This is a genomic window from Pseudomonas azotoformans, from assembly GCF_900103345.1.
Lineage (GTDB): Bacteria > Pseudomonadota > Gammaproteobacteria > Pseudomonadales > Pseudomonadaceae > Aquipseudomonas > Aquipseudomonas azotoformans.
Genome location: NZ_LT629702.1, coordinates 2,416,333 through 2,433,841, shown reverse-complemented (window position 1 = coordinate 2,433,841; position 17,509 = coordinate 2,416,333). Strand labels below are relative to the sequence as shown.

Annotated in this window: 18 protein-coding genes and 1 pseudogene; 5 read left to right on the top strand and 14 right to left on the bottom strand. The window is 63.4% G+C overall.

What is annotated here, in order from left to right:
- Nucleotides 1-10: 10 nt before the first annotated feature.
- Nucleotides 11-490, top strand: a pseudogene (locus BLR69_RS10580) (flavin reductase family protein); the annotation flags it as partial.
- Between the two features lie 32 nt (nucleotides 491-522).
- On the opposite strand, the gene BLR69_RS10575 reads toward BLR69_RS10580, so the two are convergent.
- On the bottom strand, nucleotides 523-1,845 hold the full coding sequence (locus tag BLR69_RS10575; RefSeq protein ID WP_071495931.1) for an alginate export family protein: 1,323 nt from the start codon (nucleotides 1,843-1,845) through the stop codon (nucleotides 523-525).
- A 217-nt stretch (nucleotides 1,846-2,062) separates the two neighbouring features.
- Here BLR69_RS10575 and BLR69_RS10565 point away from each other — a divergent pair, with 217 nt between their 5' ends.
- From BLR69_RS10565 to feaR, 3 genes are all read left to right on the top strand, one after another.
- On the top strand, nucleotides 2,063-3,562 hold the full coding sequence (locus BLR69_RS10565) for an APC family permease (RefSeq protein ID WP_071495930.1): 1,500 nt from the start codon (nucleotides 2,063-2,065) through the stop codon (nucleotides 3,560-3,562).
- Complete coding sequence (locus tag BLR69_RS10560) at nucleotides 3,525-4,091, top strand: DUF3156 family protein (protein ID WP_071495929.1); 567 nt, start codon at nucleotides 3,525-3,527, stop codon at nucleotides 4,089-4,091. Before BLR69_RS10565 ends, BLR69_RS10560 begins: the two co-directional genes overlap by 38 nt.
- Nucleotides 4,092-4,204: 113 nt before the next feature.
- Entirely contained in the window at nucleotides 4,205-5,146 is a 942-nt protein-coding gene (gene feaR / locus BLR69_RS10555) for a transcriptional regulator FeaR (RefSeq protein ID WP_071495928.1), read from the top strand.
- Between the two features lie 131 nt (nucleotides 5,147-5,277).
- Here the strand turns inward: feaR and BLR69_RS10550 are convergent, their stop codons facing one another.
- From BLR69_RS10550 to BLR69_RS10530, 5 genes are all read right to left on the bottom strand, one after another.
- On the bottom strand, nucleotides 5,278-6,030 hold the full coding sequence (locus BLR69_RS10550) for an SDR family oxidoreductase (protein ID WP_071495927.1): 753 nt from the start codon (nucleotides 6,028-6,030) through the stop codon (nucleotides 5,278-5,280).
- Nucleotides 6,023-6,823 (bottom strand): SDR family NAD(P)-dependent oxidoreductase, encoded by an 801-nt coding sequence (locus BLR69_RS10545; RefSeq protein ID WP_071495926.1) that lies wholly within the window; start codon nucleotides 6,821-6,823, stop codon nucleotides 6,023-6,025. The genes BLR69_RS10550 and BLR69_RS10545 overlap by 8 nt, the downstream gene beginning before the upstream one ends.
- On the bottom strand, nucleotides 6,816-7,637 hold the full coding sequence (locus BLR69_RS10540; RefSeq protein WP_071495925.1) for a molybdenum cofactor biosynthesis F family protein: 822 nt from the start codon (nucleotides 7,635-7,637) through the stop codon (nucleotides 6,816-6,818). Before BLR69_RS10540 ends, BLR69_RS10545 begins: the two co-directional genes overlap by 8 nt.
- 12 nt (nucleotides 7,638-7,649) lie before the next feature.
- Nucleotides 7,650-8,015, bottom strand: coding sequence for a cupin domain-containing protein (locus BLR69_RS10535; RefSeq protein WP_058426103.1), 366 nt, complete (start codon nucleotides 8,013-8,015; stop codon nucleotides 7,650-7,652).
- Nucleotides 8,016-8,152: 137 nt separating this feature from the next.
- Complete coding sequence (locus tag BLR69_RS10530; RefSeq protein ID WP_071495924.1) at nucleotides 8,153-9,451, bottom strand: NAD(P)/FAD-dependent oxidoreductase; 1,299 nt, start codon at nucleotides 9,449-9,451, stop codon at nucleotides 8,153-8,155.
- A gap of 207 nt (nucleotides 9,452-9,658) precedes the next feature.
- On the opposite strand from BLR69_RS10530, the gene hpaR reads away from it, so the two are divergent.
- Nucleotides 9,659-10,087 (top strand): homoprotocatechuate degradation operon regulator HpaR, encoded by a 429-nt coding sequence (gene hpaR, locus BLR69_RS10525; RefSeq protein WP_071495923.1) that lies wholly within the window; start codon nucleotides 9,659-9,661, stop codon nucleotides 10,085-10,087.
- A gap of 126 nt (nucleotides 10,088-10,213) precedes the next feature.
- Here hpaR and hpaI read toward each other — a convergent pair whose 3' ends face one another.
- Genes hpaI through BLR69_RS10485 form a run of 8 tightly spaced genes read right to left on the bottom strand, consistent with a single transcriptional unit; the run spans nucleotide 10,214 to nucleotide 17,407 of the window.
- Nucleotides 10,214-11,014 (bottom strand): 4-hydroxy-2-oxoheptanedioate aldolase, encoded by an 801-nt coding sequence (hpaI, locus tag BLR69_RS10520; protein WP_071495922.1) that lies wholly within the window; start codon nucleotides 11,012-11,014, stop codon nucleotides 10,214-10,216.
- 16 nt (nucleotides 11,015-11,030) lie between these two features.
- Nucleotides 11,031-11,834: a 2-oxo-hept-4-ene-1,7-dioate hydratase gene (gene hpaH, locus BLR69_RS10515; protein WP_071495921.1), complete on the bottom strand. Its 804-nt coding sequence runs from the start codon at nucleotides 11,832-11,834 to the stop codon at nucleotides 11,031-11,033.
- 11 nt (nucleotides 11,835-11,845) lie between these two features.
- Complete coding sequence (locus tag BLR69_RS10510) at nucleotides 11,846-13,150, bottom strand: MFS transporter (protein WP_071495920.1); 1,305 nt, start codon at nucleotides 13,148-13,150, stop codon at nucleotides 11,846-11,848.
- A gap of 45 nt (nucleotides 13,151-13,195) precedes the next feature.
- Nucleotides 13,196-13,588, bottom strand: a complete 393-nt coding sequence (locus tag BLR69_RS10505; RefSeq protein WP_071495919.1) for a 5-carboxymethyl-2-hydroxymuconate Delta-isomerase — start codon at nucleotides 13,586-13,588, stop codon at nucleotides 13,196-13,198.
- A 15-nt stretch (nucleotides 13,589-13,603) separates the two neighbouring features.
- On the bottom strand, nucleotides 13,604-14,461 hold the full coding sequence (gene hpaD / locus BLR69_RS10500; protein ID WP_071495918.1) for a 3,4-dihydroxyphenylacetate 2,3-dioxygenase: 858 nt from the start codon (nucleotides 14,459-14,461) through the stop codon (nucleotides 13,604-13,606).
- A 47-nt stretch (nucleotides 14,462-14,508) separates the two neighbouring features.
- Nucleotides 14,509-15,969, bottom strand: coding sequence for a 5-carboxymethyl-2-hydroxymuconate semialdehyde dehydrogenase (gene hpaE, locus BLR69_RS10495; protein WP_071495963.1), 1,461 nt, complete (start codon nucleotides 15,967-15,969; stop codon nucleotides 14,509-14,511).
- A gap of 5 nt (nucleotides 15,970-15,974) precedes the next feature.
- The gene (locus BLR69_RS10490; protein WP_071495917.1) at nucleotides 15,975-16,745 is read right to left on the bottom strand and encodes a fumarylacetoacetate hydrolase family protein; all 771 of its coding nucleotides are present in this window, start codon (nucleotides 16,743-16,745) and stop codon (nucleotides 15,975-15,977) included.
- On the bottom strand, nucleotides 16,742-17,407 hold the full coding sequence (locus BLR69_RS10485; RefSeq protein ID WP_071495916.1) for a fumarylacetoacetate hydrolase family protein: 666 nt from the start codon (nucleotides 17,405-17,407) through the stop codon (nucleotides 16,742-16,744). Before BLR69_RS10485 ends, BLR69_RS10490 begins: the two co-directional genes overlap by 4 nt.
- Nucleotides 17,408-17,509: the final 102 nt, after the last annotated feature.

Genomic DNA, 17,509 nt, shown 5'->3' with positions numbered 1-17,509 from the left:
GGAGTCTTGCATGTCTGAGCACAGCCTTTTCGACCCACGGGCCTTTCGCCGCGCCCTGGGCAACTTCGCCACCGGCGTGACCGTGGTCACCGCCGCCACCGCGTCCGGGCGCAAGGTGGGCGTGACCGCCAACAGTTTCAACTCGGTGTCCCTCGATCCGCCGCTGGTGCTGTGGAGCATCGATAAACGCTCCAACAGCCACGAAGTGTTCGAAGAAGCCAGCCACTTTGCGGTGAACGTATTGGCCGCCGACCAGGTGCACTTGTCCAATAACTTCGCGCGCCCGCGTGAGGATCGCTTCGCCCTGATCGAGTACGAGCCGGGGGAGGGCGGTTCACCGGTGTTCGCCGATTGTTCGGCGCGCTTCCACTGCGAGAAATACCAGCAGGTGGACGGCGGCGACCACTGGATCATGATCGGCAAGGTGGTGGCCTTCGATGATTTCGGGCGTGCGCCGCTGTTGTATCACCAGGGCGCTTATGCCGAGGTCCAGGCGCTGCGTCCCTGCGCGCCCGAGACGGTTCAGAACGGTACGGCGACCACCAACTGACTGTAGACATTGGTGCCGTTGCCACCGACCTGGTTGCCGCCGGTTTCGGCATCCTTGTCGGGTTTGTAGAGGCCCAGCAGCGGCGTGATGATCAGGTGCTCGTTCACCGCCCACTCGGCGTACAGGTCCAGCTCGCGCCCGTCCAGGTTCAGCTGGCCACGGCTACTCACGGTGTTGTAGTCGAAGAACAGCGCACCCAGGGTGAGGTTCTCCAGCGGCTTGACCTTGAGCGCCACGTGTTGCACGGAGGTGTTGGTGTTGTACGGGCCGGAGTAGTTGCCCGCCACTTCACCCTGCACCCAGGTGCCGTAGCCGCGGTTGAAGCCGGCGAACATCGCGTCCCAGTTCTTTGAATAGCGTGCGTAGCGGTAGGTCAGGTCCGGCGACCAGGGCAGGTCGGTGAAGGTGTAGCCGGCTTCGGCGTAGCCGGCGTTTTCCTGGCTGTCGCGGCGGTTCTGGCGGGCCAGTTCAAAGGCGAAGTGCGCGTTGTCGATACCGGCATTGCCGGCGCCGCGCAGGCTGTAGAGGTTCATGCCTTTGCGCTGGCGCTGCACGTCGCTGGCGAAGCGCTCGTCCACATCGATCCCATGAATATACGTGAGCCCCAGGGTGCCCGGCGCGGCGCTGTACTCCAGGGTGCCGGCGGCCATTTCGGTCATGGCCTGGGCGGGGTTGTCGGACTTGATCCACATCAGGCTGCCATGTACGCCGTCCTTGCCGCCGAGGCGAATCACCGCAGTCTTGTCGAAGGCATGGCGTGCGGCGATGTAGTAGGCACCGCCACGGTTGAACTCGCCGTCACCCACGCCCTTGCCGAGGTTGGGGCCATCGTCGTTGATCAGGAAACCGTCGCCCAGCATGATGATCTGCCGACCGAACGACAGGTCTACACCGTCCTTGCCCAACGCCGGGAACAGGTCGCCCGAGCGCCAGCCGGCGAAGGCTTCGTCGAACTTGGTGGTGCGCTCCTTGCCTGTGATAACCCCGGAGGCATCGCCATCACCCCAGGTGCCGGAACTCACCAGGTTGGCCGTGCCATATACGCCGCCAAAGCGGCCAAGGCTCTGGTCGACGCTCAGGCCGTACTTGATGAAGGCCTCGCGCCAGGTGGAACCGCCGTTGCGCCCGTCGTAGTTCTTCTTGCTGTTGAACATCCCGTACACGGCAAGGAAGTTGCCGGTGACGTGGGTGTCGGCATCGGCGTACAACTCGACCGCCTGGGCCTGGCCCACCAGCAGCGCAATCCCCAGGCCGACCGCCTGGCGCAGGCCGCGATTTTTCAGTGTGTGCTCCATTGTTATTGTCCCCAGCTTGGTTAAGAGTGAGGGCGCATTAGGGCGAGTGGCGGGGGCCTGAGTCTTTTCTCTGCGTGCCAGGGAATTGACCCTGGCCGCCACACCGCCCGCTGTGGCAGGGAGCAACAAAACCGGCGGCAGACAGGGGCAAGACGATCAATTCGGGTGGGGCGCAGAGTACCGACACATTAAAAAAACCGTCTTCGAGGACCCCACCATGTCGATCAACGACCGACTCACCGCGCACCTCAACCGGGGTACGGTAGGTTTCCCCACCGCCTTGGCCAGCACCATTGGCCTGATCATGGCCAGCCCGGTGATCCTCACCGCCACCATGGGCTTTGGCATCGGCGGCAGTGCGTTCGCCCTGGCGATGCTGATCGCCGTGGTAATGATGCTGGCCCAGGCCACCACCTTTGCCGAGGCTGCCTCGATCCTGCCCACCACCGGCTCGGTGTACGACTACATCAATTGCGGCATGGGGCGCTTTTTCGCGATCACCGGCACCTTGTCGGCGTACCTGATCGTGCATGTGTTTGCCGGCACCGCTGAAACCATCCTGTCCGGGGTCATGGCCCTGGTGAACTTCGAACACTTGAACACCCTGGCGGAATCGGCGGGTGGCTCGTGGTTGCTCGGCGTGGGTTTCGTGATCGTCTTTGGGGTGCTGAACGCGTTTGGCGTCAGCGCGTTTGGCCGTGCGGAAATCATCCTCACCTTCGGCATGTGGACCACCCTGATGGTGTTCGGCGTGCTCGGCCTGATCGCCGCACCCGCCGTGCAGTTGGACGGCTGGTTCGGTGAGTCGCTGGTGGGCACCGACCTGATCACCGTGCTGTCGCTGGTGGGCATGGCGATGTTCATGTTTGTCGGTTGCGAGTTCGTCACGCCGCTGGCGCCGGACCTGCGCCAATCGGCCAAGGTGATGCCGCGCGCGATGATGCTGGGGCTGATGGGTGTGGCCACCTGCATGTTCATCTATGGCGCGGCGATGAAACGCCAGGTGGACAACGTGGTGCTCGACGCCGCTTCTGGCGTGCACCTGCTGGACACGCCCATGGCCATCCCCAGGTTCGCCGAGCAGGTGATGGGGCAGATCGGCCCGCTGTGGCTGGGCATCGGTTTTCTGTTTGCCGGCGCGGCCACCATCAATACCTTGATGGCCGGCGTGCCACGGATTCTCTACGGCATGGCGGTGGACGGCGCGTTGCCCAAAGTCTTCACCTACCTGCACCCACGCTTCAAGACGCCGCTGCTGTGCATCCTGGTGGCGATGCTGATTCCCTGCCTGCACGCGCTGTACCTGGGCGGCAACACCGACAACATCATGCACCTGGTGCTGGCGGCGGTGTGTGCGTGGAGCTTTGCCTACCTGCTGGTGACGATCTCGGTGGTGAGCCTGCGTATTCGGCGGCCGGACTTGCCACGGGCCTATCGCTCGCCGTGGTTCCCGCTGCCGCAGATCGTGTCGAGCATCGGCATCCTGCTGGGCATGGGGTTCATCACGCCACCGGGCATGACCCCGGCGGACATCTACGTGCCGTTCTGCGTGATGTTGGCCGGTACGGCGGCGTATGCACTGTTCTGGACCCTGGTGGTGCAGAAGGTCAACCCCTTCAAGCCGGCCTCCGTGGAGGAAGTATTGGCAAAGGAGTTCAGTAACCAACCGGAGCAGACTGATGACGGTTATGGCGACTTTGCGGCAAAGACTGTTTGAGCTGTTGCGTGCCGATCGTGCGCCATCGGGATATCGACCGGGGGTGACCCTCGCGCACCTGCGGCGCAACCTTGGGCTGGCAACGCTTGAAGTGGACGGCGTGGCGTTCAAGATTGTCGAGCGCACCGAGTCGCAGTTGTTGATGCACCTGGTGCTGACCGAGTTTGTCCTGCGCGTACCGGCAGCAACGGGGGGCACGGCGAGCTTCGCGGTGCACCACGGCGGCGCGATCCGGCGCCATGGAATTCGTGTGCAGCGCCGTGCCGGCAACCAGGCGCTGGGGCGTGAGTTGCAGGCACGCCTGCTGGCCGACGAGGCGTTGTTCCAGGCGTTGATGCCGCTGGATTTCAAGCGTCTGCGCATCGACCTGCACGAGCAGCAATGGTGCGTGCGCCTGGAGCATATGGGCGGCAGCGAGGTGGTCAATCGCCTGCCTGCGTTTCGGCGTTATATCGCCCTGCGCCCGGTGCAGCGCACTCATTTGCTCGCGGCGCTGGTCGGGTTGAATCGGGTGTTGTCGAACCTCTGATTGGCATCATTAGTGCTTCTGCAAAGGGCAAACAGGTTGTTGTTGCGTGCATATAGATAACATGTTAACTATTGCATCAGAACAACAAAAAGAAGCCATTGCGGAGACACCCCATGAGCATCCCACAGCATGCACACGACGGGCTGGACACTTGGAACCGCGAGCTACGCGCCGCGTGCGGTTATTTCGAGACGGAACTGGCGTTCAACCGCTCGCTGTTCATCGGCGAGATCCGAGACTTGCCACGCGGCGTGGCCATCCTGCGCACCAATGCCGGGCTGATCAAACGCCCGGCGCACCACGCCGACCATGACAACGACCAGGACTGTTTCCTGGTCAGCCAACGCAGCGGCTATTCGCAGATCGCGCAGAACGGCCAGACCCTGCAACTGGCGCCTGGCGAGATGCTGTTGATGGACTCGGTGGGCTCCATCGAAATCACCCCCTTCGGCCTGATCGAGCACGCCTCGCTGTCACTCTCGCGGCCGCAGGTGTGCAAGCACCTGGGCGGCGACGCACGGGCCTTCGGCAAAATATCCTCGACCAAAGCCTGCGGGCGCATGCTGCATGTGCTGATGGATCAACTGTGCAAGGACGACACGGCAGACGGCGCGGGTGAAGTAGAAGCGCTGCAAACGGCCTTCGTGTCGCTGCTGGGGTCGGCCCTGGAGCAGGGCGACGAATGCCGCGAGGGCCTGGCAGCGCTGCAGGGCAGTAACCTGCGCAGCTATGTGCAAAAGGTCATCGATGAGTCCCTGAGCCAGCCGGGGCTCAGCCCGATCGGCCTGGCCAACCGGCTGAACATCTCGGTGCGCCACCTGTACCGTCTGTTCGAAGAACAGGACGATAGCGTGTGCCGCTACATCCAGCGCGCGCGGCTCAAGCGCAGCGCGGATGACTTGACCAACCCGTGCCTGCGCAGCGAGTCGATCACCTCGATTGCCTATAAATGGGGTTTTACCGATTCGGCGCACTTCAGCCGGTCGTTCAAGAAGCAGTTCGAGGTGTCGCCGAAGGATTTCCGTTCGAGCCGGATGCAGGCGGTGGGGGCATAACCGGGGCCTCCAAAACCAAGGAGGCCAAAGGTGGGAGGGGGCTTGCCCCCGATAGCGGTGGTTCAGCCAAGCCTGTGGTGACTGACACACTGTTATCGGGGGCAAGCCCCCTCCCACATTGGAATCGGTTTTCAGATCTCAGGCAGGGTGGCGCCACCATCGACTACCAAGGTCTGCCCGGTGATGTAGCTGGCCAGGCCGGAAGCCAGGAACAGCATCGCCCCGGCAATATCCGCCGCCGCGCCCAGACGCCCCAATGGCACCCGCCTGGCAATGGCGTCATTCAACCCAGCATCCCCCAGGTTATCCATCGCCGGCGTGGCGATCATGCCCGGTTCCACACCGTTGACCCGCACATTCAGCGGCGCGAGTTCCAGCGCGGCATTGCGGATAAATCCATTGACCCCGGCCTTGGACGCCGCGTAGTGGCTGAGCCCCGGATAACCCACGCGGTTGCCGGTGACCGAGGAGGTCACCAGCACGCAGCCCCGGCCCTGTTCGCGAAACACCGGCAACGCGGCCTGGGTCAGCCAGAACAGCGCCGACAGGTTGACGGCCAAGGTGCGTTGCAGAATTTCCGGAGTGATGTCCTCAAACGCAGTCAGCGGAAAATAGCCGGCGTTGTGCACCAGGATATCCAGCGACCCCAAGCCGTAGACGCAGGCGAACACCGCCTCTGAATCCGCCAGGTCGACGCCCACGGCCTCAACGCGAAAACCTTGCGCGCACAAGTCGTCGGCCACCTCCTGGGCCTGCACCAGCAGGCGATCGGCGATAACCACTCGCGCCCCACGCTGGGCAAACGCTTCGACGATGCCACGACCAATGCCCTGGGCACCGCCCGTGACCAGCACGACTTGCCCGCTGAAATCGAGGTCACTCATGGGCGCTCTCCAGGTGCGCGAAGGCCAGCGTGGGCACGTCGACAATGCTTGAGCCGCCATCGGCGACGATGGTTGCGCCGGTAATGATCGAAGCGTCGCTTGAGGCCAGAAAGCGGCAGACCCTGGCGATCTCTTCGGCACTGGCGGCTCGGCGCAGCGGCACGTCAGCGCAGACTCGCGCATAGGCCTGCTGCAACGTGTCGCCATAGGCGTGCATCAGTGGCTGCATCTCGGCATCCGCCATAGGTGTGTGCACCCAGCCCGGGCACACCGCGTTCACGCGCACGCCGCTCGGCCCATAATCCCGCGCCAGCGAGCGATTGAGCCCGATCAGCGCATGCTTGGCCGTGGTGTAGCCGCACACCTCAGGCCCTGCCGCCATTGATGCGATGGAGCCGATCAGCACGATATTTCCCGTGCTTTCCTGCAACAGCGGCAAGCAGGCACGGGCGCTATAGAACGCGCTGTCCAGGTTGCTGCGCAGGGCGCTGTCCCAGGTGGCGGGGCTGGTCTGGGTTGCACTGCCCAGGCCATGCCCGCCCGCGCAGGCCAGCAGCACATCGAGGCGGCCGTACTGTTCGCGGATTTGGCGGATAAACCCTACCCAGGTGTCCGGGCAGGCGGCGTCGCCCACCAGGACCAGGCCGCCGGTGTCCCGCGCCACCTGTTCCAGGGGCTCACGCCGCCGGCCAACCAGCACCAGGCGCGCACCTGCCTGTGCATACAGCCGGGCACACGCAGCGCCGATGCCCGTGCCGGCACCGGTGATCAACACCGTGCGCGGCTCAGTCATCGGGATACTCCGTGCGGTTGAGCACCTGGCAATACGAGCTGATGGGGAAGTTCGACAGCGCATCGAAGGATGCACCGGCATAGCCGAAGATCTTGCCGTCGCTGCGGTGCTGCTGCAGGTCGATCAGCACCAGGCCGAGGGTCGGCACGATCTTCTCCTGCCACACGAACAGGTACAGCTGGTCGGCGATCTTGTAGTAATGGCAGCGGTCGGTGTCGCACAAGCCTTGCTCCACGCCTTTGAGGCATTGCCAGGCATAGAACCGCTCGTTGAGGTAGATGTGCTCGTAGACCTCGCTGGGGCTGTAGCGGTATTGGTTGCGCAGGCCCACCAGCTCATCGGTGGGCACATGCCGGCAGTGGCCGGCGTGCCACGGGCGGTCGAGGCTGCCGTGGAGGAAGTCGACTTCCACCGAGGTCAGCGGCTTGCCGGCCAGGGCGCGGTGGTAGAGGCCTTCGTGGGTCTGGGCCTGATCCGGCAGGCGCCCGATCACGGCAGTGAACGAGGCGTTCGGTGTGTCCAGCACCAGGCTGATCGACCAGCTATGCCCGGCCTCGTGCTTGATGAAATCCACCAGGTACAGGCCCGGGCGAATCGAGGTAGCACGGTAAGGCGCGCTGCCACTGGAGTGGCCATCGGCGGCGCGCCAGGCCAGGCGGTCCTGCTCGAAACGGTGCTCGATCTGCCAGCCATTGGCGAAGTGCAGGGTGAACGCCTGGCCCGCCAGCTCGGCCAGGTTGGGCAGGATGAAGGCGTCTGGAGCGAAGCCGTCGGCCAGCGCGCCCACGGTAATCCAATCTGGGGAACTCGACATGGTGGCGCCTCCCTACACGACGGCGAAGTAATGTTTGACGAAGCTTTCGCTGAGCACTTCCCACAGCACGGGCGTGCCTTTGGTCACGAACCAACTGTCACCGGCCTTGTAGCGGGTGGACTGGCCGGTGGATTCGTCGGTGAGCAGCACTTCGCCGGTGACCACTGTGGCCTGTTCGGCGAACGGATAAACCATACGGAACTTGCCCTGGGTGGTACCGAAATAAGCGCTGCTGACCGGGTCGGTGGGCGCGCCGAAGGTCATCTTGCCGAAGGCGCGCACGTCGCCTTCGAGGATCTCGGAGCCGAGGTCGGCCACGGTGCCCCAAGGGTCGAGTTCCGAGAGTTGGACATTGTGCTTGAGGGGGGTGAGGGGCATGGCAGTTACTCCTGATGAGGACAAATTGTAGGAGCGAGCTTGCTTGCGAAAAACGCAAGGGCACCGCGATCATTCAGAATGCCCGCGTTATCGTTAACGATTTTCGCGGGCAAGCCCGCTCCTACAGAGGGGGGGGGTTAGCGGCGACCGTTCCAATAGCCGGAAAGCTGGTGCCAGGATTTGCCCGCCGTCAGCAGCAAGGGGCGAATCGCGTCCTTGCCGATGATGGTCGGGCGATGAATCGAGCTGACAAGGTCGTAGCGCGCTGAGCCTTCGCTCATGCCTTCGGCCAGGACCTTGCAGATGATGTGGCTCGGGGTCACGCCGAAACCGGAATAGCCCTGCACGAAAAACGCGTTGCTGCGCCCCGGCAAGGTGCCGATCTGCGGGAACAGGTTGGGGCTGCACGCCATCGGGCCGCCCCAGGCCAGGTCGATTTTCACGTCCTTGAGGTAGGGGAAGATCTTCAGCATGAGGTGACGGTTCCAGGCCTTGAGGTCGCCGGGAATATGCTCCACCAACGGCGTTGCGGCGCCGAACAGCAGGCGGTTTTCGTTGGTGACGCGGTAGTAGTCGATCACCGGGCGAATGTCGCTGTAGGCCCCGCGAATCGGGCTGATGCGCTGGATCAGTTCTTCGGACAACGGCTCGGTCATCATCTGGAACGCGTAGGTGTTGATGGTCGAACGGTGCAACTCCGGCTCCAGCTTGTTGAGGAAACTGTCGCAGGCCCACAGCAGCTTGCTGGCGCGCACCGAGCCACGGCCGGTGCGCACGGTGATGCGTCCGCCGTAGCTTACTTCCAGCGCCGGGCTGTTCTCGAAAATCCGTACCCCATGGCCGGCCAGCGCGGTGGCTTCGCCCAGCAGCAGGTTGAGCGAATGCACATGCCCGCCGCCCATGTGCAGCAGGGCGCTGCTGTAGGCCTTGGAACCAATGATCTGCTGCACATCCGCGCCGCCGAGAAAGCGGATCTCGTGCTGGCTGTTGATCGACTTGAAGTCCTTTTCCCAGGCACGCAGGGTTTTTTCCTGGCGGGCGTTGAAGCCCATGTAGCCGTAGCCGTGGCAGAAGTCCGCGTCGATGTTGTACTTGGCGATGCGGTTCTTGATGATGTCCGCGCCCAGGTCGCTGATCTCGAACACCTGGCGCAGGCCGTCTTCGCCCACGTCCTTCTTGATCTTCTCCAGGTCATGACCGATACCGGCCATGATCTGCCCGCCGTTGCGGCCGGTGCCACCGAACCCCAGGTAGCGCGCTTCAAGCACCACGATATTGGTGATGCCTTTTTCCGCCAGTTCCAGGGCCGTGTTGATGCCGGAAAAACCGCCGCCGATCACCATCACGTCGGCGTCGATATCCTGTTCCAGGGTGGGGAAACTCAGGTTGTATTTCTTGGTGGCGGTGTAATACGTGGGGGTTTCGATGTTGATCATGGCGCAGCCTGAAAAGGTGAAGGAAGGCTCTAAAGCGGATGCCTCCATTAGGGGCCCTGGCGGGATGGAAGTCTTGATCCTGCGTGCCCATGCATTTGATTCAGCGCGCCATGGGCGGTGCGCTCAACAAGTTATAGCGCGCTCGCCGGCAGGGAATGTTAGAGTTTCGTTAAATTATTAACTAAATACTTCGTGACCCTGATCCCTATGTCCAAACCTCGACAATCCCTGACCCTGGCCTTGCTGCAAGCCCGCGAAGCCGCCATGAGTTTTTTCCGCCCGTCCCTGAATGAACACGGCCTGACCGAACAGCAATGGCGGATCATCCGCATCCTCGAGCAGTACGGTGAACTGGAGATCTACCAGTTGGCCGAACTGGCCTGCATCCTCAAGCCGAGCATGACCGGTGTGCTGGTGCGCATGGAAACCGCCGGCATGGTGCATCGGCGCAAGGCCGAGCAGGACCAGCGCCGGGTACTGGTGACGTTGGCCGACAAGGGCAAGGCCAGCTTCGAGTCGATGAGCCAGTGCATGGAGGCCAACTACCAGCGGTTGCAGGATCAGTTTGGCGAAGAGAAGTTGCAGACCCTGCTGGGTCTGCTGGATGACTTGAAGAACATCAATATCAAGCGTTGAATCAACACATCGAACACTGAGGATCAAAATGTGGGAGCGGGCTTGCTCGCGAATGCGGTGGGTCAGTCAGAGAATAGTCTGGCTGAACCACTGCATTCGCGAGCAAGCCCGCTCCCACATGAGATTTCAGTAGACTCCACCGCTGTGGTCAGCCTCGGGACTGCCTTTGAATTTCCCGGCCAGCGCCTGCAACCCACGCGTCAACACAGTGGTATCCACGCCCACCGCGACAAAGGTCGCGCCCAACTCAATGTAGCGCCGCGCCAGGTTTTCATCCGCGCTGAGAATCCCCGCCGCCTTGCCCGACTGCACGATGCGCGTGATCGCATCCTCAATCGTCGCCTGCACATCCGGGTGCCCCGGATTCCCCCGATGCCCCATCGATGCACTCAAATCTGCCGGGCCGATAAACACACCGTCCACGCCCTCGACGGCGGCAATCTTGTCCAGGTTCGCCAGGCCCTCAAGGTTTTCGATCTGCACCAGCAGACACATCTGTTCGTCCGCCTGATCCAGGTAGCCGGGGATGCTGTTCCAGCGCGAAGCTCGCGCCAGGGCACTGCCGACACCGCGAATGCCCTGGGGCGGATACCGCATCGCACGCACCAGTTCGCGGGCCTGGGCGGCGCTTTCGACCATGGGCACCAGCAGCGTCTGGGCGCCGATATCCAGCAGTTGCTTGACCAACGCACTGTCGCCGATTACCGGGCGGATCAGCGCCTGGCTGGGGTAGGGCGCGATGGCCTGCAACTGGCCGAGCATGCCTTGCAGGTGATTGGGCGCGTGTTCGCCATCGATCAGCAGCCAGTCGAAACCGGCATTGGCGGCCAGCTCTGCGCAATAGGCGTCGGCCAGGCCGAGCCACAGGCCGATCTGCACCTCGCCGCTGTGCAGGCGTTGTTTGAAGCGGTTGATGGGCAGGTCCATGGCAATCCTCCAGGGGTCAGACGAAGCGGCAGGCAATCGACCCAAGCAGGTCGTAGTCGACATGGAACGTGTCGCCAGGGCGGGCCGCGACCGGGCGGGTGAAGGAGCCGCCGAGGATCACTTGCCCCGGCAGCAGGGTCACGTCATACGGCGCCAGTTTGTTCGCCAGCCAGGCCACGCCCTTGGCCGGGTGGTTGAGCACGGCGGCCGACACGCCGGACTCTTCGATCACGCCATTGCGGTACAGCACCGCTGGCACCTTGCGCAGGTCGATCTCGGTCGGCCGCACGGCACGGCCACCCAGCACCACCCCGGCATTGGCGGCGTTGTCGGAGATGGTGTCGAACACCTTGCGCGTCGCGTTGGTCTGCGGGTCGACCTGCTGGATGCGTGCGTCGATGATCTCCAGCGCCGGGATCACCCACTCGGTGGCGTCGAGCACATCGAACACCGTGCAGTTCGGGCCCTTGAGCGGCTTGCCGAGGATGAACGCCAGCTCCACTTCCACTCGCGGCACGATGAAGCGTTCGAAGGGAATGTCGCTGCCTTCGTCGAAAAACATGTCATCGAGCAGGGCGCCGTAGTCGGGCTCGGTGATGTTCGACGAGACCTGCATGGCCCGCGAGGTGAGGCCGATCTTGTGGCCCTTCAAAGTGCGCCCGTCCTTGATCTTTTGCGCGACCCAGGCGCGCTGGATGGCGTAGGCGTCGTCGAGGGTGATGCCGGGGTAGTCGAGGGAAAACTGGCGCACCTGTTCGCGGCTGCGTTCGGCGCGGTCCAGGTGCGCAGCGGCCTGGAGAATTTGCTGGGGGGGGAGCATGGCAACGGTCCTTAATGTGGGTTGACGATGGCGGCGTGGGTGCGCAGCACCAGCAGGCCGCCGAGGGCGATGAACAAGGCGAGTACGTACAGCGCCAGGCTGGCGCTCTGGGTGGCGTCGCGCATCCAGCCGATCAGGTACGGCGCGAGGAACGCGGCGACGCTGCCGAACGAGCTGATCATGGCGATACCGGCGGCCTGGGTGGTGGTGGATAGATACGCCGGCGGCAGTTGCCAGAACATCGGCAGGGCGGCACTGGCGCCCATGCCGGCCAGCACCAGCCCGCCCATCACCAGCAGCGGATTGCCCGGCGCCAGCCCCGCCACGGCAATCCCGACCGCCGCCATCAGCAGCGGCACGCACAGGTGCCAGCGGCGTTCGCGATGGCGGTCGGAGGAACGCCCGCAGCCGATCATGAAGAAGCACCCGGCCAGGTACGGCACGGCGCTGAGCAGGCCGACCTGGCTGTCGCGGCCGATACCGGCGCCGTGGATCAGGGTGGGCATCCAGAACGCCAGGGTGTTCACCGCCAGCATCACCGCGAAATACACCGCCACCAGCAGCCATACCTGCGGGTCGCGCAGGATGCCGCCGAACGAGGTGATGGTCTTGCGCTGTTCCTCGCTGCGCAGTTGGTCATGCAACTGGTGTTTTTGTTCGGCGGTCAGCCAGTGCACCGCGTCGAAGCCGTCCGGCAACCACTTGAGCACCACCAGCCCCAGCAGCACCACGGGCAAGCCTTCGATCAGGAACATCCACTGCCAGCCACGCATCCCGCCGACATCGTGGAAGTGTTCCAGGATCGCCCCGGACAGTGGCCCGCCCAACACCCCGGCCATGGGCACGGCGATGGCGAACAACGCGGTGACCTGGCCGCGACGGCGCGCCGGGTACCAGCGGTTGAGAAACACCAGGATGCCCGGGAAAAACCCGGCCTCGGCCACCCCCAGCAGAAAGCGCAGCACGTAGAAACCACGGGCACTCTCCACCCACAGCATGCCGGTGGACAACAGGCCCCACACCACCATCAGGCTGGCGATCCAGCGCCTGGGGCCGACGCGGTCCAGGGCCATGTTGCTCGGCACGCCGAACAGCGCATAGGCGATGAAAAACAGCCCGGCGCCGAAGCCGTAGACCGTGTCGCTGAACTGCAGGTCGCTGCTCATCTGCATCTTGGCGAAGCCAATGTTGATGCGGTCCAGGTGGGCGAACAGGTAACACACCAGCAACAGCGGCATCAGGCGCCACGTCACTGAACGATGGGTACGGTCGTGCTCGGCCAGCGCGTGGCTGGCGGTGGAGTGGGCTGTGCTCATGATGTTGTACTTTTTGTCTGAGAGGCCGTGAGGAGAACAGCGGGTTTACCCCGCCGGGTTGTTCAGGAACGCATGCACATTGTTCTGCTTGAAATTGAGCTGCGGGTGCAGCTCGACCATCTCGAATGACAGCGCCAGCAAACGTTGCGCCTGCAGTTCGGCAAAGTGCGCAGTGATCACCGCGAACACCGCTTCGGCCACCGCCTGGCGTGTGGCCAGGTCGCGGCCATGGCCGACCTTGAGGGTCATGTGCACAAAGGCGTAGTCATGCTTGCCATCGGCCATGCGCCAGGTGTCCAGGCGTACGCCACGGCTGCGGATACCGCCGAGGGGGAACACGCCACTGTCGCCCAGCACGCGGTGGATCTTTTCAAACAGGCCGGGCAGGTCGGCCTGTGGTTCGAGGTTGTCGGTGTACTCGGCGATAAAGTGCGGCATGGGTATCTCCCGGTTCTACAGGGGGAAAATCGCGTTGATCTGGCCGGTGCCCGAACTGCCGAACGGCGGCGTGATGATTTCTGCCGGCTTGGCATAATCCGGCCCGCCGAGCAGGCCCAGGAGCATCGCGGTGTCGTGCATCTTGCCTTCGCCGAAGCAGTGCTCGGCGTAGTCCGGCAGCATCGCGCAGAACTCCTTGAAGCGGCCTTGCTTCCACATCTCCACCACGTGCAGGTCCACTTGCTTGTCGAATTCGCGGGTCCAGGTGTGGATATTCGCCTCGGCCTGACGGTCGTCCGAAAAGCGGTGCGACAGCGAGCCCGAGGCCAGCACCAGCACCTTGCGGTCACTCTTTTCGATAGCCCGGCGCACGGCGGCACCGAATGCGAAGCTGTCTTCCAGGCGGTGCCAGGCGCACCAGGCGGCGATGGAAATAACCTTGAATGTCTCATCCTCCGGCACGTCCATGTGCATGTAGCGCATGGGCACCAGGGTGCCGTATTCCAGCTCCAGGCTCGGGATGTTGTGGGCCATGCTGCGCACGCCGGCCAGGTTGGCCTCGGCGGCGATCAACGCGCCCAGTTCGGGGCAACCGGGGTAGGCGTACTGCATGTTCTTGATGAAGTGCGGCAGTTCGTTACTGGTGTAGGTGCCCTGGAACCGCTCGCCGCAATTGACGTGGTAACCGCTGTTGACCAGCCAGTGCACGTCGAACACCACTGCGGTGTCGGCGCCCAGTTCGCGGGCGCGGCGGCCGATCTCCTTGTGCCCGGCAATCGCCGCTTCGCGACAGCCGTGATGCTTGCCGGGCAGTTCCGACAGGTACATCGACGGTACGTGGCAGATCTTCGCTGCCAGGACCACTTCGCCCATGATGATTCTCCAGATTCATTATTGTTGTTGGAGCGCATGACCCGGTGTTACACACCCCAACGCGGGATGTGGTGGCTGCCCATGGAAATGCACACGTTCTTGATCTCGGCAAACACTTCGAAGCTGTACTGGCCGCCTTCACGTCCGGTGCCGGAACCTTTCACCCCGCCAAACGGCTGGCGCAGGTCGCGCACGTTCTGGCTGTTGATAAATACCATGCCGGCTTCGATCCCGCGCGCCAGGCGATGGGCCTTGCCGATGTCCTGGGTCCAGATGTAGGAGGCCAGGCCGTACTCGGTGTCGTTGGCCAGTTGCAGGGCCTCGGCTTCGTCCTTGAAGGGGATCAGGCACACCACCGGGCCGAAGATTTCTTCCTGGGCGATGCGCATCTTGTTGTTCACATCGGCAAACACGGTCGGCTGGATGAACTGGCCTTTGCTCAGGTGCGCCGGCAGGTTGGCCGGGCGTTCCAGGCCACCAGCGAGCAGGGTGGCGCCTTCCTCGATGCCGATCTTGATGTAGCCAGTGACCTTGTCGTAATGCGCCTGGGTGATCATCGAGCCGACCTGGGTCTTCGGATCCTGTGGGTCACCGACGATCAAGCGTTTGGCGCGGGCGGCGAACTCGGCGACAAACTGCGGGTACACGCTTTCCTGGATAAAGATACGGCTACCGGCGGTGCAACGTTCGCCATTCAGGGAAAAGATGGTAAACAGCGCCGCATCCAAGGCGCGCTCAAGCTCGGCATCCTCGAAGATCAGCACCGGCGACTTGCCGCCCAGTTCCATGGAGTACTTTTTCAGGCCGGCGGTCTGCATGATCTTCTTGCCGGTGGCGGTGCCGCCGGTGAACGAAATGGCGCGCACATCCGGGTGCCGCACCAGCGCGTCACCAGCCGTGGCGCCATAGCCCTGGATCACGTTGAGCACACCGTTGGGAATTCCGGCTTCCACCGCCAGGCGCCCCAGTTCATTGGCGGTCAGCGGCGACAGCTCGGACATCTTCAACACCGCCGTATTGCCCAACGCCAGGCACGGCGCGGTCTTCCAGGTGGCGGTCATGAACGGCACGTTCCACGGCGATACCAGCCCGCACACGCCCACCGGTTGGTACAGGGTGTAGTTGAGCATCTGGTCGTCCACCGGGTAGCTGTGGCCATCCATGCGCGTGCAGACTTCGGCGAAGAAATCGAAGTTGTGCGAGGCGCGGGGAATCAACACATTCTTGGTCTGGTGGATCGGCAGGCCGGTGTCGAGGGTTTCCAGTTCGGCCAGGTGCGGCACGTTCTGTTCGATCAGTTCGCCGAGCTTGCGCATCAGGCGTGCGCGTTCCCTGGCCGGGGTGTTGGCCCACTTCGGGAACGCCGCTTTGGCGGCCGCTACGGCCTGGGCCACTTCCTCGGCACCGCCGCTGGCGACTTCGCCAATCGCCTCGCCGGTGGCCGGGTTGTAGTTGATGAAGGTGTCTTTGCTTTCGACCTCACGGCCGTTGATCCAGTGTTTGATCATGCTGCTCACGCCTCTTTCCGGGCGGAGAAAAACTCCGCCTCGCTGACAATTCGGTTGACCAGACGGCCCACGCCTTCGACTTCCACCACCACTTCATCGCCGGGCACCACATCGGCCAGGCCTTCGGGCGTGCCGGTGGCGATCATGTCGCCGGGTTGCAGGGTCATGAAGCTGGACAGGTATTCGATGAGGTAGGGGATGTCGAAAATCATGTCGCGGGTGCTGCCTTCCTGACGCAGCTCACCGTTGATCCAGGTGCGCAGGGTCAGGTTGCCGGGGTCGGGCACATCGGCCACATCGACGATCCACGGGCCGACCGGGGTGGTGGCGTCGCGGTTTTTCACGCGCAGGTTGGGGCGGTAGTAGTTTTCCAGGTAGTCGCGGATCGCGTAGTCGTTGCACACCGTGTAGCCGGCCAGGTAGTCCAGGGCGTCGGCGCGCTTGACGTTGCGCGCGGTCTTGCCGATCACGGCCACCAACTCGCACTCGTAGTGCATGTAGGCGACGTTGTCCGGGCGCCAGGTGACCTGGCGGTGGCCGGTGTAGGTGCCAACGGACTTGATGAAGGCCAGGGGTTCGGTGGGCGGGGTGAAGGCCAGTTCAGCCGCATGGTCGGCGTAGTTCAAGCCGAGGGCGAACATGTTGCCGGTGGCCGGTGGAAGCCATTGCACCTGGTCTTCGGCGAGCAGGCGACCATCGCCCAGGCGCACGGCGTTGTCGGCTTGCACCTGTACGGCGTGCACGGCACCTTCAAAGCGGATACGGGCGTGTTTCATGCTGGAGTCTCCGCTTGAATGTGATTGAGCAGACGGCCCACGCCGCTGATCTCGACTTCTACCCTGTCGCCCGGCAGCACATCGACGCGGCCTTCGGGGGTGCCGGTGATCAGCACGTCGCCGGGGTGCAGGGTCATGAATTCGCTGATTTCGGCGATCAGTTGCGGGATATCGCGCACCCAATTGGCCGTGGTGTTTTCCTGGCGCAGTTCGCCGTTGACCCACAGCCTGAGGCTCAGTTGATTGGGGTTGGCCACCTGGTCCCGTGGGATCAACTGTGGCCCGAGGACGCAAAAACCATCGCGGCATTTGGCTTTGACGGCCGGGCGGTAGTAGCTGTCTTCCGGCAGGCTGAATTCATTCACCACCACATAGCCGGCCACATGGGCCATGGCGTTTTCCAGGCTGACACGACTGGCGCGCTGGCCGATTACCGCGCCTAAAGCGGGGCCGGGTTGCAGGCGTTCACCCTGGGGGTGCCGCACCACGCCAGCGTGCTCGTTGCGCGTATTGGGAGTCTTGATAAACAGCACCGGCTTGCTCGGCGGCTTCTGGTAGGGCGCCTGCTGGAAGGCGGCGAGATGCTGGTCCAGCAGACCCTGGTAGTTCAGCGCAACGCCGAGCAGGGTGCCGCTGGCAACATCATGCAGGGTACGGCTCATGCGTTTCTCCTGGCGGTGGCGACTGCTGCATAGGCAGTTCGTTAATGTGTTAACGTTATAATTAATATGTTAACTACCGTCAAGCGTGGCAAAATCAGGCAG